Raw genomic sequence first — 13,828 nt, forward strand, 5'->3', positions numbered from 1 at the left:
AAATGTCGGTATCAACGGGAGGGACGACTTAAGCAGATGGTCGCACTCGGCAACATCAGCGAATGGCAACCACCGAGCGGTCCACTGACGATGTGGACGCCCGCGCCCGCGTCGCATGACGCGGCCCGCGCCGCGCGCCGCTCTGAGCTGGCTCCGAGTTACCAACAGAATCAACATCTTTGGGCCGCCAACATCGGTAAGGCGATGAGCAGGCAGCTACCCCGCCTGATGGTCGTGGCGTGGGACATCCCAGGTTCCTGCGACATTGCGGCGATGACGGCGACCATCAACGCGCACGTCCGTCGCCAGGACACCTACCACCATTGGTTTGAATTCGAGGACGGCCACATCGTGCGCCGCACGATCGACGATCCCGCCGTCATCGATCTGGTCCCGGTGCCGTTCGGGCGGATGAGCGCCGACGAGGTGCGCACCCACGTACTGACGACCACCCCGGAGACGCTCGAATGGGGTTGCTTCACATTCGGTGTCGTCGAGCACGCGGACTATTTCACGTTCTATGCCAGTGTCGACCATCTGCACATCGACGGCTTGTCCGCCGGGCTGATCTTCGTCGACATCCACCTGACCTATCAGGAACTGGCGCAGGGCGGACATCAGCATCCGCCCCAGCTCCCCGAGGTCAGGAGCTATTCCGGCTACTCCGCGCGGCAACGCGAGAAGGCCGCGATGTTGGATCTGTCCTCTCCCGAGATCAAGGACTGGATCGCATTCGCCCGCGACACCGACGGCAACTGGCCGAATTTCCCACTGCCGCTGGGCAATACCTGGGAGAGCAGCAAGGGCGACTTGATAACGATGGACTTGTTGGACGGCGCCGAGACCGAATCGTTCGACGCCGCCTGCCGGGCGGCCGGCGCCCGCTTCATCGGCGGCGTCCTGGCGTGCACGGCCCTGGCCGACCACGAATTGACCGGCAACGAGACCTATCACGGGTTCACGGCCAAGGACACCCGGATGCCGGGCGTCGACTCGATGACCGTCGGCTGGTTCGCCAGCCTGATCCCGGTCACCGTGATGACCGGCGGCGCCTCGTTCCGCGAAGCGGCCCCCGCGGCCCAGAAGTCCTTCGATGCCGCGAAGGGGCTCGCCGACGTCCCGTTCGAGCGGCTGTTGGAGCTGGCGACACCGGACGACCTCGGGATCAAGCTACCGACGCAGCTGCCGATGATGCTGTCCTTCCTGGACTTTCGCAAAATTCCCCTCGCCGGACTGTGGGCCGAGACGAACTTCGGCACCTATGGGGACAACCTGTCGGCCGGTGGCATCAACATGTGGATCAACCGGCACGCCGAGAAGACCACGGTGACAATCTCGTACCCGGACAACGAGATAGCGCGCGAGTCCGTGCACCGCTACATCGCGACCTTGACCGAAGTGTGTGCCGGCGTCGCCCACAGCACCGACGTCGACGCGGAAGGTGCTGCACCCCGGGAGGATTCGGGTACCCAGCAGGGCTTCGCCGACGAAGACGACACCGAGGCGGCCTAGGCATGAACAACGTGCTGGACCTGGCCGACCAGGCCCTCTTTCTAGGGGAGCGGGCGACGGGCACCACCAGCCTGGTGCAATGCATCTGGGTCTACGACAGACCCGTCGACATCGATGGCCTGAAAAGGTTTCATCACCACCTGGGCAGGGGGCGGTTGGCGCGCCGAATCGAGCGGTCCCCGTTGCCGTTCGGCCGGCACCGCTGGGTGTCGCCGGGCGAGCTGCCCCGCCTCGAGATCGTCGCGACGCCCCGCCCGCGCGAGGAATTCGACGACTGGTGCACCGAGCAGGCCAGTCGGCGGCCGGACGCCGAGCACGGACCCGGGTGGCACCTCGCGGTCCTCCCGTTCACCGACGGCGGGGCGGCGGTCAGCTTGGTCATCACCCATTGCCTCAGTGACGGCGTCGGACTCTGCGAGGCGGTGGCCGATGCGGCATCCGGCCGCGACACGGCGGAGCGCTGGCCCGCCGCGGCGGCACGGCGGCGGTGGCGGGCGGTGCGCGAGGACGCACGCCAAACCGCCCGTGACACACCGGATATCGGTCGCGCAGTCGCCGCGGCGGCGCGCATGGCCCGCGCCGGTCACCCGGGTGGCGGAGCCGTCGCCCCGCCGGCCGCAAAGCGGCGCGCGCCGTCGGCCGGACCGGACCAGAGCATCACGCTTCCCGCGGCGACGTTGTTCATCGACGCCGACGAATGGGACGCGCGCGCCCAGGCGCTCGGGGGAAGCAGCAACGCGCTGCTGGCGGGCATGGCGGTCCGGCTGGCCCAGCGAGTGGGGCGGGTCGCCGCGGACGGTTCGGTCAGCGTGGGGATGCCGGTCAACGAGCGCACCCCGGGCGACACCCGGGCGAACGCCGTCACGAATGTCGACATCACGATCGAGCCCGCGCACGCGATGGAACTGGGCGAGATCCGCGCCGCGATCAAGCGCGCACTGGTTCGCCATCAGGATGTCCCCGATGAGCGCTGGGCGTTGCTGCCGCTGATTCCGTTGATACCCAAGCGGATCTTCCGCCGGCTGATCAGCGTGGCCACCGGCAGCGCAGGGGCCGTCGTGTCGTCCAACCTCGGCGCGCTCGACCCGGCGGCCAACCGCCCGGACGGCACCGACGCCGACTACTTCGCCATGAAGTCGCTCTACCCGGGCGTCACGCGTGCGACGATGCAGCGCACCAACGGGGTGCTGGCATTGCTGTCGGGACGGATACGCGGGCAAGTCTTCGTCTCGGTGCTCGCCTACGAGCCGGGCGGAGACAACTCGGACGCCGGCTTGAGACAACATATTTCGAACACGTTGTCCGACTTCTCGCTGACCGCCACGACGGGATGGCACGCGGTCAGCCGGGTGTGAGGCCGTGCTCGGACGCTACGCGCCGGCTCGTGTTTCGGTGAGGCGGTACAGGTTTGGCTCGGCGAGCTCGTCGAGCAGCGCCGCCAGCTGATCGACGAGCTGGTCCGGTTCGAGTTGGACGTCACCGGCCAGCCAGGCGCTGATGGTCTGACCGACGCCGCCGACCACGAAATGCGCGGCGGCCTTGATGCGCTCGTTCGCCGGGACCTGTAACGCGTGGCCGACGTGCTGGCCGGACAGCATGGCGAACAGCGCGCTGGACTCGGCGCGTTTGCGCACGATCACCGGATCGGCCAGCTGGGTGCTGAACAACAGGCGCCCCACGCGGGGGTTCTCGGTGATGGTCCGGACGATGTTCGCCATGCCCGCGCGGGTTTGCTCACCGGCCGGCACCGCGGCCACCGCCGCCTGCGTGGTGGCGGCCAGTTCGGCGACCACCCAGTCGAATACGCACGCGACGAATTCGTCCTTGTCGGCGAAGCTCTCGTAGAAGTACCGGGCGGCCAGGCCGGCGGCGCGACATACGCCACGGACGGTGACCGCCGAGATGTTCTGCTGCTCCGCCCCGAGCAGGTCCAGGCCCGCGGCGAGCAGCCGGCTACGGCGGGTGGCCAGGCGATCGGCGGCCTCGACCCCGCGGTACGGCCGCGCGCTGGGCGTCTCGCTCATGGCAACCATCTTGACACTTGCGCCCGGCCACGACAATATCGGGAAACAAGCGTTCGCACATTAGCGGACATGCGCTGCGGAGGGACCTGACGATGGCAATTCACGAGCCGGTGCACCAGCCGATCGGGCATGTCGAGCGCCGAGCCGCCGACCCGCCCCGCCCGCAGCGGCGCCGGCGGCGGCGGGAACTGGGGATCGACGAGGGTCTGATGGGCGTCGCATTGCTGGCGGGCCCGGCGAACGTGATCATGCAACTGTCCCATCCCGGCGTCGGGTACGGCGTGATGGAGAGCCGCGTCGAAAGCGGCCGGGTCGACCTGCACCCGATCAAGCGCGCCCGCACCACCTTCACTTACCTGGCCGTCGCGACCAACGGCAGCGACGCGCAGAAGGACGCCTTCCGTCGCGCGGTGAACCGCGCCCACGCACAGGTGTATTCGACCCCGGAGAGCCCGGTGTCCTACAACGCTTTCGATCCCGAGCTGCAGCTGTGGGTGGGGGCCTGCCTGTATAAGGGCGGGCTCGACATCTACCGCATGTTCATCGGAGAACTCGACGGCGAGGACGCCGATCGCCACTATCGCGAGGGCATGACGCTGGCCACCACACTGCAGGTGCCGACGCAGATGTGGCCCGCCGACCGCGCGGCGTTCGACCGTTATTGGGAAGAATCGCTGGCCAAGGTGCACATCGACGATGCCGTGCGCGAGTATCTGTTTCCCATTGCGGCCAATCGGATCCGGGGCGTGAGGCTGCCGCGCGCGCTGCAGCGCCTCTCGGACAACTTCGCACTGCTGATCACCACGGGGTTCCTGCCGCAGCGGTTCCGCGACGAGATGCGCCTGCCCTGGGACGCGACCAAGCAGCGCCGCTTCGACCGGCTGATCGCAGTGTTGGCCACGGTGAACCGGTATCTACCGCGGTTCGTTCGGCAGTTCCCCTTCAACGTCTTGCTGCACGACCTGGACCGCAGGATCAAAAAGGGCCGTCCACTGGTGTAGCGCGCGAGCGGCAACCCGCGGCTGTTTGAAAACGACAATCATATTCATTAAGCTCCTCAGTCTGGTAACCCTTCCAGCCTGAGGAGTGCCTATGACGGCGCCAATTTGGATGGCCTCGCCACCCGAACTACATTCCGCGCTGCTCAGCAGCGGCCCCGGACCCGGACCGTTGCTGGCCGCGGCCGGCGCCTGGTCACAACTGAGCGCCGAATATTCCACTGCCGCAGAAGAATTGAGCACAATGCTGGCCGGAGTCCAGGCCGGCGCATGGCAAGGACCCACCGGTGAGTCCTACGCGGCCGCACACGCGCCATACCTGGCCTGGCTGGCGAAATCGAGCGCCGACAGCGCCACGGCCGCCAGCCGGCACGAGGTGGCCGCCGCGGCGTACACCGCAGCCCTGGCCGCCATGCCCACGCTGCCGGAGCTGGCCACCAACCACGTCGTGCACGGCGCGCTGCTGGCGACGAATTTCTTCGGGGTCAATACGGTTCCCATCGCGGTCAACGAGGCCGACTACGCGCGCATGTGGACCCAGGCGGCCGCCACGATGTCCACCTACCAGGCGGTGTCCACCGCCGCGGTCACGTCGGCACCGTCACCGGATCCCGCGCCGCCGATCGTGAAATCCGATGCCTCAAGCGGTGATTCGTCGAACCCGGACCACGACCCGACGATCGACAATCCGTTCAACGACTTCATTGCCAACATCCTGAAGAACTTCGGGATCAACTGGGATCCCGCCCAGGGCACGGTGAACGGGCTGGACTACGACGCCTACACGAACGCCGGGCAACCCATCTTCTGGGTGGTGCGCGCCCTGGAACTGCTGGAGGATTTCGAGCAGTTCGGCTATTACCTGGTGCACAATCCGGCGTTGGCCTTCCAGTATCTGGTCCAGCTCGCACTGTTCGACTGGCCGACTCACATCCTCGAGATCTTCACCAGCCAGCCGGAGCTGCTGGCTCCGGCGCTGCTCCTGGCGGCCGCTCCGTTCGGCGCCGTCGGCGGTTTCGCGGGGTTGGCCGGCCTGGCCGCCATACCCCATCCCGCGGCCGTCCCGGTGCCGGCGGCTCCCCCCGCTCCCGCGCCGCCCGCCTTGCCCGCCGTCGCCGCGGCGCCCAGCCCCGTCGCACCGGCTGCGGCTCCGGCCCCGGCCCCGGCGCCCGCGCCCACCGCCACGACGAGCACGGTGGCCGGTGCCCCACCGGCACCGCCCGCGCCGGCCGCGCCCGCACCCGGATTCTTCCCGCCCTATGTCATCGGCCCGCCGGGAATGGGGACCGGTTCGGGCATGGGCGCGGGCGCCAGCTCAAGCGCCCAAAGAAAAGCACCAGAACCGGATAGCGCCGCAGCCGCGGCGGCCGCCGGCGCGCGAGAAGCAGCCCGCGCGCGCCGGCGCCGGCGTGCGACACAGCGCGGGCACGGCGACGAGTTCATGGACATGAACGTCGACGTCGATCCGGACTGGGACGCCTCGCAGGCTTCGGAGCACGGCGCCGGCACGCTGGGATTCACCGGGACCGCCCCGCGGGAGACCGCCGCTGCGGCGGCCGGGCTGACCACCCTGAGCGCTGACGAGTTCGGCGGCGGCCCAACGCTGCCGATGATGCCCGGCACCTGGGACCGGGACGGCGCCGGCCATCGCGGGCCCGGCGGCGACGGCTAGCCCGAGCGCCCCGCCGGCCTCGTCGATTCGTCGCGGGGTCCCGCGCTGGTGGGCGCTGCGATAATGGCGCGGTGGAGACGCTGAGGACCGGGCGCAGGGTGCGGCTGGGGTCGATGGAAGTGCTGGTGGCCGTCCTGTTGGCCTGCGCACTGGCCGCGACGACCCTGCGCAATGCCGTCTTCAACAGCGCGGCGCTTTCCACGATGGGCACCGTGTTCTGCGGGGTCTTCGTGCAGGCGGTGCCGTTCCTGGTGCTCGGGGTAGTGGTCAGCGGCCTGATCGCGACATTCGTGTCGCCGCAGCGGTTGGCGCGCTGGTTGCCGCGGCGGCCGGCCCTGGCCGTGGTGGCCGCCGGTGTCGGCGGCGTCGCGCTGCCGGGCTGTGAGTGTGGGTCGGTTCCGTTGGCGCGGCGGCTGTTCGGTGAAGGCGGCGCGACGGGAGCCGCGGCGTTGACGTTCATGCTGGCCGCGCCGGCGATCAATCCGGTCGTGCTGGTCGCCACGGCGGTGGCGTTTCCGGGCGCACCCAGGATGGTCTTCGCCCGCATGGGGGCGTCGCTGCTGACCGCTGTCGTCATGGGCTGGGCGTGGTCGCGGTGGGGTCGCCCGGAATGGATCACCCGCCGGCTGCCCGCCGCGGCAACGCAGACCGAACCGAGATGGGTGGTGTTCACCGAGGCCGCCCGCCACGACTTCCTGCAGGCCGCATCGTATTTGGTCCTCGGCGCGGCCGCGGCGGCCCTGCTGCACGTAGTGGTGCCGCAGTGGGTGTTCGCGCATCTGGCGAGCGACCTCGTCCTCGGCGTCGCGCTGATGGCGACCCTGGCGGTGGTGCTGGCGCTGTGCTCGGAGGCGGATGCGTTCGTGGCGGCGAGCATGACGATGGTGCCGCTGGTGCCCCGGCTGGTGTTTCTCGTCGTCGGTCCTGCCGTCGACGTCAAGCTGTTCGCCATGCAGGCGGGTATGTTCGGCCGGGCGTTCGCCGCGCGCTTCGCGCCCTGCACTTTCGTGGTGGCCACCGCGAGCGCCTGTGCGATCGGGCTTTTCGTGTTGGGAGCCCGTTGATGAGCCGCGAGGCCGAGAACACCGTGCTCCTGCTGGTGGGCATCAGCATCGCCATGATCGCCGGGTCGGGCGTGTTCACCCGTTACGTCAAGCCCGGGCTGCTGCCGTGGCTGATCGTGTCGGCGGTGGTGCTCATCGGTTTGGCGCTGGTGGCGATCGTCGGCGACATTCGCCGGGGCGGCCCGCGGACGAGTGAGTCGGATGCCGATCACGGCCACGGGCATTCCCACCGGAGCGGCATCGTCTGGATGCTCGTGGTCGCGGTCCTGGTGCTGATGTTCGTGGCGCCTCCCGCGCTGCGGCCCTCGGCGGCCGCCCCGTCGGTGACGTCGGTATCCAATGAGGTTCTGAACAAGGCATTTCCGCCGCTGCCGCCCGGGCCGAACCCGGACGTCTCGCTGCCTGAGGTGCTGATGCGCGAGGCGCACGACACGACCGGATCGCTGACGAACCGGCCGATCAGCGTCACCGGCTTCGTGCTCAACGAAGCACAGGGCGTCGACCTCGGTCGCATCGTCATCATCTGCTGCGCGGCCGACGCTCAGCTGGCCCGCATCCACCTGCGCGGACCGGCGGCCGGGGCCGCGGCCGGGCTTCCGGACAACACCTGGATCCGGGTCCAGGGCCAGGTCATACCCGCACCGCGGCAACCGGATTCGCCCGCGATTCCCACGCTGCAGGCCACCGCGGTCACCCGCATCGACGCCCCACCCAACCCGTACGCCTATCCGCGCTGAGCCATCAGTTGCGTCGGCCGGAGCCACGCGTAAAGCGCTCATGCCGCCCGAGTTGGCTTGGGACGGGCGTGTTTTCCCACTGCCCACGCTCCAGCCAATCGCGAAGTTCGGCGGCCGCGGCGCTGTCGGTGATAGGCCCTATCCAATGGGCCGGCCCGCAGGCCACCCGGTCGTTCGTGCAGGGTTGTACCACGGCCATGACGCCGCCGCCGGTCGGTCGGGATGCGCAGGTGAGCGGCCCGAGCATGCAGCCGGCCGAGACCAGCATGGAGTGCGGACAGCGCCGGATGGTCGGGCGCAGTTCGTCGATCATCGACAACTCGCAGCCGACCGCGCAAGCGGCGCAGACGATCACGGTGAAGGGGCGATCGGTGCCGCGGGGCGGAGGCGTCATCGCGCCGAGTGCCGGCCGGGGTAGGGCAGCAGAGCCATTTCGCGGGCCGTCTTGATGGCCGTGGCGACCTGCCGCTGTTGCTGAACGGATAGGCCGGTGACGTGGCGCGACCGGATCTTGCCGCGTTCGGAGATGAACACGCGCAGCGTCGCGGTGTCCTTATAGTCCACCGCGTCCAGCCCCAGGCTGTGTAGCAGATTTCTTTTCGGTGAGGGTCCCGGCGGTGGCGCGGGCCGGCGGGTGCGCGCGGATTTCCCGGCCATCACCAGCTCGCCTTCCGCACGCCGGGAAGCTGCCCGGCATGTGCCAATTCCCGAACGCGCACCCGCGACAGCCCGAACTTGCGCAGGTGGCCGCGGGGACGACCGTCGACGGCGTCGCGGTTGCGCACCCGGACCGCACTGGCGTCGCGGGGTTGGCGCGCCAGCTCGTCCTGGGCAGCGGCCCGCTGCGCGGCGGTGCTCGCCGGTGAGCGGATGGTCTCTTTGAGTTCGGCTCGGCGTTCGGCGTAGCGCGCCACGATCGCGCGGCGGCGGTAGTTCTTGACGACCTTGGATTTCTTGGCCATGTCAGCGGTCCTCGCGGAACTCGACGTGGCGGCGGATGACGGGGTCGTACTTGCGCAGCACGAGGCGGTCGGGGTCGTTGCGCCGGTTCTTGCGGGTGATGTAGGTGTATCCGGTTCCGGCGGTGGAGCGCAGCTTGACCAGGGGGCGAATTTCGTTGCGTGCCATCAGATTCGCTGCCCCCGCCGGCGCAGCCCTGCCACCACCGACTCGATGCCGTCGCGGTCGATCACCTTGATGCCCTTGGCGCTGACCCGCAGGCGGATCCGGCGGCCCTCCGAGGGCAGGTAATAGGTCTTGAGCTGGACATTGGGGTTGAAGCGCCGAGACGTTCGGCGGCCCGAATGCGATACGGCGTTACCGAAACCCGGTCGCCGTCCGGTCACCTGGCAATGAGCGGACACCGCGCACCTCCGTTGCAGCTTATCGAAAATGGTTGTCGATAAGGCCCGTCATGAGCGTAGCGTATGGGGAAGCTAGATGAAAATGATTACCAATAAGGAGTGGCAATGCGGACGCCAGTCATCCTGGTCGCCGGCCAGAGGGACACCGACCCGGTCGTAGGTGCGTTGTTGCGCGCCCGAGGAACGCTGGTGGTAGAGCACCGGTTCGACGGTCAGGTGGTGCGCCGAACGACCACCACGCTCTCCGGCGGCGTCCTGGCGTCCAACGAGACCGGCCTGGAACTCGCGCACGGCTGCGTCTCGTGCACCATCCGCAACGACCTGATGGTGTTGTTGCGCCAGCTGCATCGGCGCGACGACGTCGACCGGATCGTCGTCCACCTGGCGCCCTGGCTGGAGCCCGAGCCAATCTGCTTGGCGATCAATCACCTTCGGGTGCGCGTGGCACCGGGCTACATCGACGGTCCCGCGGCCCTGGATGTGTCGATCGCCGCCGTGGTGACCTGTGTCGATTCATCGGCGTGGCTGAACCAGGCCCTGGGTGAGGACGAACTGGACGACGGGCGCACCGAGGCTCAGGTGGTGATCGGCCAGGCCGAATTCGCCGATGTGGTGGTGCTCAATCAGCCCAACCCGTTCGTCGCCGCGGTACTGCGCCGCCTGTCCCCGCGCGCCCGCGTTCGGGTGGGCGCCGACGGCATCGAGGACGCGCTGAACGATCTGTATCGCGACGCGCGCCGCGGCCGCAGCGACGACCCACACGGTCCGCTGCTGGCCGGTCAGCCCCCGCTGGAGTCCCGCGGGCCAATCAGCTTGGTGGAGTTCAATTCCCGGCGCCCATTCCATCCGCAGCGCCTGCACGCGTGCCTGGATCTGCTGCTCGATGGCGTGATACGGACCCGCGGGCGGCTCTGGCTGGCCAGCCAACCGGACCGGGCGATGTGGTTGGAATCGGCCGGCGCCGGGCTGCGGGTCAGCTCGGCGGGCAAGTGGCTGGCCGCCCTCGACGACCTCGAGCTTGACGGCATCGACACGGAGCGAAGGGCTTTCGCCGAACTGAGCTGGGACGACCGGCACGGCGACCGGCACACGGCGATGACCATCCTAGTGTGCGGCGCCAAACCCGCCGACATTCTCGACGCCCTGCACGGCGCGCTGCTCACCGACGAGGAGATGCGGCGCCCGCGCGACTGGATCGACTACGACGACCCGTTCGGCGACTGGCACGAGGAGCCGTGCGCGGACCGGACGGAGGCCGCCGACAACGCGGCCCGCCATACCCGGCAGGACGGAGATTTCTCATGAAGCCCGGCGCCCATCCCGACTACCACCCCGTCGTCTTCCAGGACGCCACCACCGGTGCGATGTTCCTGACCCGATCGACCCTGACCAGTTCGCGTACCGTCGGATGGCAAACGCCGCACGGCACCCGCACCTATCCACTGGTCGTCGTCGAGGTCACCTCGGACTCGCACCCGTTCTGGACCGGCGGCCGTCGCATCGTCGACAGCGCCGGCCAGGTGGAGAAGTTTCATCGCCGCTACGGCCGCAGATGACAGCGACGTGCGCCATTGCCCTTGCGCGACACCGGAAAAGGCGTGTCGGTGGCGCGGCGTACTCTGGATCGGGTGCGTAGCGAAGGCGATACCTGGGACATCACCACAAGTGTTGGTTCGACCGCGTTGTTCGTGGCGACCGCGCGGGCATTGGAGGCGCAAAAGCCCGAACCGCTGGCCGTGGATCCGTACGCGGAGGTCTTCTGCCGCGCCGTCGGCGGGTCGTGGGCCGACGTACTCGACGGCAAGGATCCCGACCACCAGCTGAAGACGGCCGACTTCGGCGAGAACTTCGTGAACTTCCAGGGCGCGCGCACCAAGTACTTCGACGAGTATTTCCGCCGCGCCGCGGACGCCGGTGTGCGTCAGGTGGTCGTCTTGGCGGCGGGTCTGGATTCGCGCGCCTACCGCCTGGACTGGCCGGCCGCGACGACGATCTTCGAGCTTGACCAGCCGCAGGTGCTCGAATTCAAGCGTGAGGTGCTCGCCGGCGCCGGCGCCCAACCGCGTGCCGAGCGGCGTGAGATCGCCATCGATCTGCGTGAGGACTGGCCGCAGGCCTTGCGCGACACCGGCTTTGACCCCGCCAAGCCGTCGGCGTGGATCGCCGAGGGGCTGTTGATCTATCTCCCGGCGAAGGCCCAGGAGCAGCTGTTCACCGGTATCGATGGCCTGGCCGGCCACGGCAGCCACGTCGCCGTCGAGGACGGTGCCCCGCTGCCCCCGAGGACTTCGAGGCCGCCGTCGCGGAAGAACGCGCGGCCGCCGAGCAGGGTGACGGGCGGGTGTTCTTCCAGCTGGTCTACAACGAGCAGCACGAGCCGGCCGCCAAATGGTTCGGCAGGCACGGCTGGAATGCGGTCGGCACTCCGTTGGCCGACTACCTCCGGCAGGTCGGCCGCCCGGTGCCGGGGGCGGAGACCGAGGCCGGCCCGATGATCGCGCGCAATACCTTGGTGAGCGCCGTCCGGGCCTGACGGGGAATAACCGGCCGCGATCGCGGCCCGCTTTCGATGAGTTCTGCCCGAATCGGCTCCCCGCCGGAACTTCTTCGGGCCGCCGCCCGACTACTACCGGGCTCATCCTTGTGCCGCCGACAGCCCCGGCGGTCAGTGACATCGCCCGGCGAGGAGTCTCCGGCATGGCGGCACGCGTTTTTCCCTATCGCACGGTCGCGCCGCCGCCCCCGGGGGAGGGGACATGACCGCACCGATCTGGATGGCGTCCCCCCCGGAAATCCACTCGACGCTGCTGACCAGCGGACCGGGCCCGGCCGGCCTCCTGGCGTCGGCCGCGTCGTGGAGCTCGTTGAGCGAGACGTATGCGTCGGCGGCCGACGAGCTCAGCGCGACGTTGGCCGCGACGCAGGCCGGGTCGTGGGAGGGGCCCACTGCCGAGCGGTATGTGGCCGCGCACCTGCCCTACCTCGCCTGGCTGGAGCGGGCAAGCGCCAACAGCGCGGCGGTGGCCGCCGAGCAGGAGACCGCGGCCACCGCTTACACGACGGCGCTGGCCGCTATGCCGACCCTCCCGGAACTGGCCGGCAACCATGCCACGCACGCGGCACTGGTGGCGACCAATTTTTTCGGGATCAACACCGTGCCGATCGCGGTCAACGAGGCCGACTATTCGCGGATGTGGGTCCAGGCGGCGACCACCATGTCGACCTATCAAGCGGTGGCAGGCACGGCCGTGGCGGCGGCACCGCAGACCGACCCGGCGCCACCGATCGTGAACTCCAGCGACAGCAGCGGCGAGGACAGCGACGATACCGGCATCGTCGACAATGACGCCGGCAACCCGTACCAGCTGAGCTGGTGGGTCAACCGCTTCCTCGAGATTTTCCAGACCATTGGAAAGGACTTGGCGGAATTTCCCGAGGACCCGGCCGACGCACTCGAGGATCTAGCAGAGGACATTTTCGGGCCCGCCGGACTCATCGCGGACGAGTTCACCCACCTGGGCGAGGCCCTTCAGGCGTTCCCCCAGCTTGCTGCCGTTCCGCTCATCGTGCCGGGCGGATTCGCGGGAGGCATAGCGGGCTTGAGTCTGATGGCAAGGATCCAGCCAGCCCCGACTCCGGCGCCCGCCGCTGCGCCCGCACCGATGCCAAAGGCGCCCACTGCGCCTGCTGTCAGCGGCGCGCCGGTCGTCAGCGCTGCTCCCGTCGCCGCGCCGGCGCCGTCACCGGTCTCCACTCCCGCTCCGGCGCCCGCGCCGGCCTCGGCCCTCCGCCCGCAGCGCCAGCGCCGCCGCCCGTGACCGGCGGCGAGGCCGTCGCCTTTCCCTATTTGGTCGGTGGGCCCGGTATCGGCACCGGCGCCGGCCTGGGCAGCGGCGCCCAGCGCAAAGCGCCCGAGCCTGATCGGACCGCGGCAACGGCGCCGGCTGCGGCATCCGTCGCGGACAGGCAGCGCGCCCGACGCCGCCGTCAGGCGGCGATGAACGACCACTACCGCGGCTACGAATACGTGGATCTGGAACCGGACGCCGGCCCGATTCCCGACCCCGGCCGGCCGGAGGCATCGGATCGCGGTGCGGGATCGCTGGGCTTTGCCGGAACCGCGCCCGTAGAGAAAACCAAGGCCGCGGGGCTCGCCACGCTGGCCGGTGACGAGTTCGGCGACGCACCCTCGACGCCGATGTTGCCGCGCGGCTGGGAGAGGGGTTAGGGGTGGAACTTTTTCGGCATGCCGGCCGACTAGTGGCTGCGTGAACGTTCCGACGGCTGCGGCCGCGGCGGATGTTTCCGGGGCGCGCGAGCCGAGTTGATAATGAAAATGATTTTCATTAAGGTGGGGCCTTGCTGTGAGACCGCCCGACGTGCGGCTGTGAGTATGCCGGAAATGCGGAGAATCCCTACCGGAAACATCCTCAACAGCGGTAAAAGAAGGGCAGTGC

14 protein-coding genes and 2 pseudogenes are annotated in these 13,828 nt (G+C 69.2%); 10 read left to right on the top strand and 6 right to left on the bottom strand.

Going from position 1 to position 13,828, the window contains the following annotated elements; translation table 11 throughout:
• Nucleotides 1–36: 36 nt before the first annotated feature.
• Nucleotides 37–1,512, top strand: coding sequence for a condensation domain-containing protein (locus B9D87_RS21055; protein WP_007768908.1), 1,476 nt, complete (start codon nt 37–39; stop codon nt 1,510–1,512).
• A gap of 2 nt (nt 1,513–1,514) precedes the next feature.
• Complete coding sequence (locus tag B9D87_RS21060) at nt 1,515–2,867, top strand: WS/DGAT/MGAT family O-acyltransferase (protein WP_007768905.1); 1,353 nt, start codon at nt 1,515–1,517, stop codon at nt 2,865–2,867.
• 15 nt (nt 2,868–2,882) lie between these two features.
• Here the strand turns inward: B9D87_RS21060 and B9D87_RS21065 are convergent, their stop codons facing one another.
• The gene (locus B9D87_RS21065) at nt 2,883–3,545 is read right to left on the bottom strand and encodes a TetR/AcrR family transcriptional regulator (RefSeq protein ID WP_040629412.1); all 663 of its coding nucleotides are present in this window, start codon (nt 3,543–3,545) and stop codon (nt 2,883–2,885) included.
• 83 nt (nt 3,546–3,628) lie between these two features.
• On the opposite strand from B9D87_RS21065, the gene B9D87_RS21070 reads away from it, so the two are divergent.
• From B9D87_RS21070 to B9D87_RS21085, 4 genes are all read left to right on the top strand, one after another.
• Nucleotides 3,629–4,537, top strand: a complete 909-nt coding sequence (locus B9D87_RS21070; RefSeq protein ID WP_007768889.1) for an oxygenase MpaB family protein — start codon at nt 3,629–3,631, stop codon at nt 4,535–4,537.
• 91 nt (nt 4,538–4,628) lie between these two features.
• Nucleotides 4,629–6,206, top strand: a complete 1,578-nt coding sequence (locus B9D87_RS21075) for a PPE family protein (RefSeq protein WP_040629408.1) — start codon at nt 4,629–4,631, stop codon at nt 6,204–6,206.
• Between the two features lie 113 nt (nt 6,207–6,319).
• Nucleotides 6,320–7,270 carry a permease gene (locus B9D87_RS21080; protein ID WP_080598501.1) on the top strand — a complete coding sequence of 317 codons (951 nt, stop codon included), beginning with the start codon at nt 6,320–6,322 and terminating at the stop codon, nt 7,268–7,270.
• A complete protein-coding gene (locus tag B9D87_RS21085; RefSeq protein WP_007768881.1) occupies nt 7,270–8,007 on the top strand; it encodes a TIGR03943 family putative permease subunit in 738 nt (245 codons plus the stop codon). Before B9D87_RS21080 ends, B9D87_RS21085 begins: the two co-directional genes overlap by 1 nt.
• Before the next feature lie 4 nt (nt 8,008–8,011).
• Here B9D87_RS21085 and B9D87_RS21090 read toward each other — a convergent pair whose 3' ends face one another.
• The 5 genes from B9D87_RS21090 to rpmB all read right to left on the bottom strand — a co-directional run bounded on the left by B9D87_RS21090 (nt 8,012) and on the right by rpmB (nt 9,371).
• Entirely contained in the window at nt 8,012–8,320 is a 309-nt protein-coding gene (locus tag B9D87_RS21090; protein WP_248607688.1) for a hypothetical protein, read from the bottom strand.
• A 77-nt stretch (nt 8,321–8,397) separates the two neighbouring features.
• On the bottom strand, nt 8,398–8,664 hold the full coding sequence (rpsR, locus tag B9D87_RS21095; RefSeq protein WP_007768877.1) for a 30S ribosomal protein S18: 267 nt from the start codon (nt 8,662–8,664) through the stop codon (nt 8,398–8,400).
• Nucleotides 8,664–8,969: a 30S ribosomal protein S14 gene (gene rpsN / locus B9D87_RS21100; RefSeq protein ID WP_007768875.1), complete on the bottom strand. Its 306-nt coding sequence runs from the start codon at nt 8,967–8,969 to the stop codon at nt 8,664–8,666. The genes rpsR and rpsN overlap by 1 nt, the downstream gene beginning before the upstream one ends.
• Before the next feature lies 1 nt (nt 8,970).
• Entirely contained in the window at nt 8,971–9,135 is a 165-nt protein-coding gene (gene rpmG, locus B9D87_RS21105; protein WP_007768864.1) for a 50S ribosomal protein L33, read from the bottom strand.
• A complete protein-coding gene (rpmB, locus tag B9D87_RS21110) occupies nt 9,135–9,371 on the bottom strand; it encodes a 50S ribosomal protein L28 (protein ID WP_007768863.1) in 237 nt (78 codons plus the stop codon). The genes rpmG and rpmB overlap by 1 nt, the downstream gene beginning before the upstream one ends.
• Before the next feature lie 105 nt (nt 9,372–9,476).
• Between rpmB and mrf the strand changes: the two genes are divergently transcribed.
• The 4 genes and pseudogenes from mrf (at nt 9,477) to B9D87_RS21130 (ending at nt 13,599) form a co-directional block, all read left to right on the top strand.
• The gene (gene mrf / locus B9D87_RS21115; RefSeq protein WP_007768862.1) at nt 9,477–10,676 is read left to right on the top strand and encodes a ribosome hibernation factor-recruiting GTPase MRF; all 1,200 of its coding nucleotides are present in this window, start codon (nt 9,477–9,479) and stop codon (nt 10,674–10,676) included.
• Nucleotides 10,673–10,927, top strand: a complete 255-nt coding sequence (locus B9D87_RS21120) for a type B 50S ribosomal protein L31 (RefSeq protein ID WP_007768861.1) — start codon at nt 10,673–10,675, stop codon at nt 10,925–10,927. The genes mrf and B9D87_RS21120 overlap by 4 nt, the downstream gene beginning before the upstream one ends.
• Nucleotides 10,928–10,999: 72 nt before the next feature.
• Nucleotides 11,000–11,904 (top strand): annotated as a pseudogene (locus B9D87_RS21125) (class I SAM-dependent methyltransferase).
• Nucleotides 11,905–12,127: 223 nt separating this feature from the next.
• Nucleotides 12,128–13,599, top strand: a pseudogene (locus tag B9D87_RS21130) (PPE family protein).
• Nucleotides 13,600–13,828: the final 229 nt, after the last annotated feature.

Origin of the sequence: Mycobacterium colombiense CECT 3035, assembly GCF_002105755.1 — a bacterium.
Taxonomy (GTDB): domain Bacteria; phylum Actinomycetota; class Actinomycetes; order Mycobacteriales; family Mycobacteriaceae; genus Mycobacterium; species Mycobacterium colombiense.

Coding starts and splice junctions, on each gene's coding strand:
- B9D87_RS21055 (WP_007768908.1), top strand. CDS start 37: ATGGTCGCACTCGGCAACATCAGCGAATGGCAACCACCGAGCGGTCCA.
- B9D87_RS21060 (WP_007768905.1), top strand. CDS start 1,515: ATGAACAACGTGCTGGACCTGGCCGACCAGGCCCTCTTTCTAGGGGAG.
- B9D87_RS21065 (WP_040629412.1), bottom strand. CDS start 3,545: ATGGTTGCCATGAGCGAGACGCCCAGCGCGCGGCCGTACCGCGGGGTC.
- B9D87_RS21070 (WP_007768889.1), top strand. CDS start 3,629: ATGGCAATTCACGAGCCGGTGCACCAGCCGATCGGGCATGTCGAGCGC.
- B9D87_RS21075 (WP_040629408.1), top strand. CDS start 4,629: ATGACGGCGCCAATTTGGATGGCCTCGCCACCCGAACTACATTCCGCG.
- B9D87_RS21080 (WP_080598501.1), top strand. CDS start 6,320: ATGGAAGTGCTGGTGGCCGTCCTGTTGGCCTGCGCACTGGCCGCGACG.
- B9D87_RS21085 (WP_007768881.1), top strand. CDS start 7,270: ATGAGCCGCGAGGCCGAGAACACCGTGCTCCTGCTGGTGGGCATCAGC.
- B9D87_RS21090 (WP_248607688.1), bottom strand. CDS start 8,320: ATGATCGACGAACTGCGCCCGACCATCCGGCGCTGTCCGCACTCCATG.
- rpsR (WP_007768877.1), bottom strand. CDS start 8,664: ATGGCCGGGAAATCCGCGCGCACCCGCCGGCCCGCGCCACCGCCGGGA.
- rpsN (WP_007768875.1), bottom strand. CDS start 8,969: ATGGCCAAGAAATCCAAGGTCGTCAAGAACTACCGCCGCCGCGCGATC.
- rpmG (WP_007768864.1), bottom strand. CDS start 9,135: ATGGCACGCAACGAAATTCGCCCCCTGGTCAAGCTGCGCTCCACCGCC.
- mrf (WP_007768862.1), top strand. CDS start 9,477: ATGCGGACGCCAGTCATCCTGGTCGCCGGCCAGAGGGACACCGACCCG.
- B9D87_RS21120 (WP_007768861.1), top strand. CDS start 10,673: ATGAAGCCCGGCGCCCATCCCGACTACCACCCCGTCGTCTTCCAGGAC.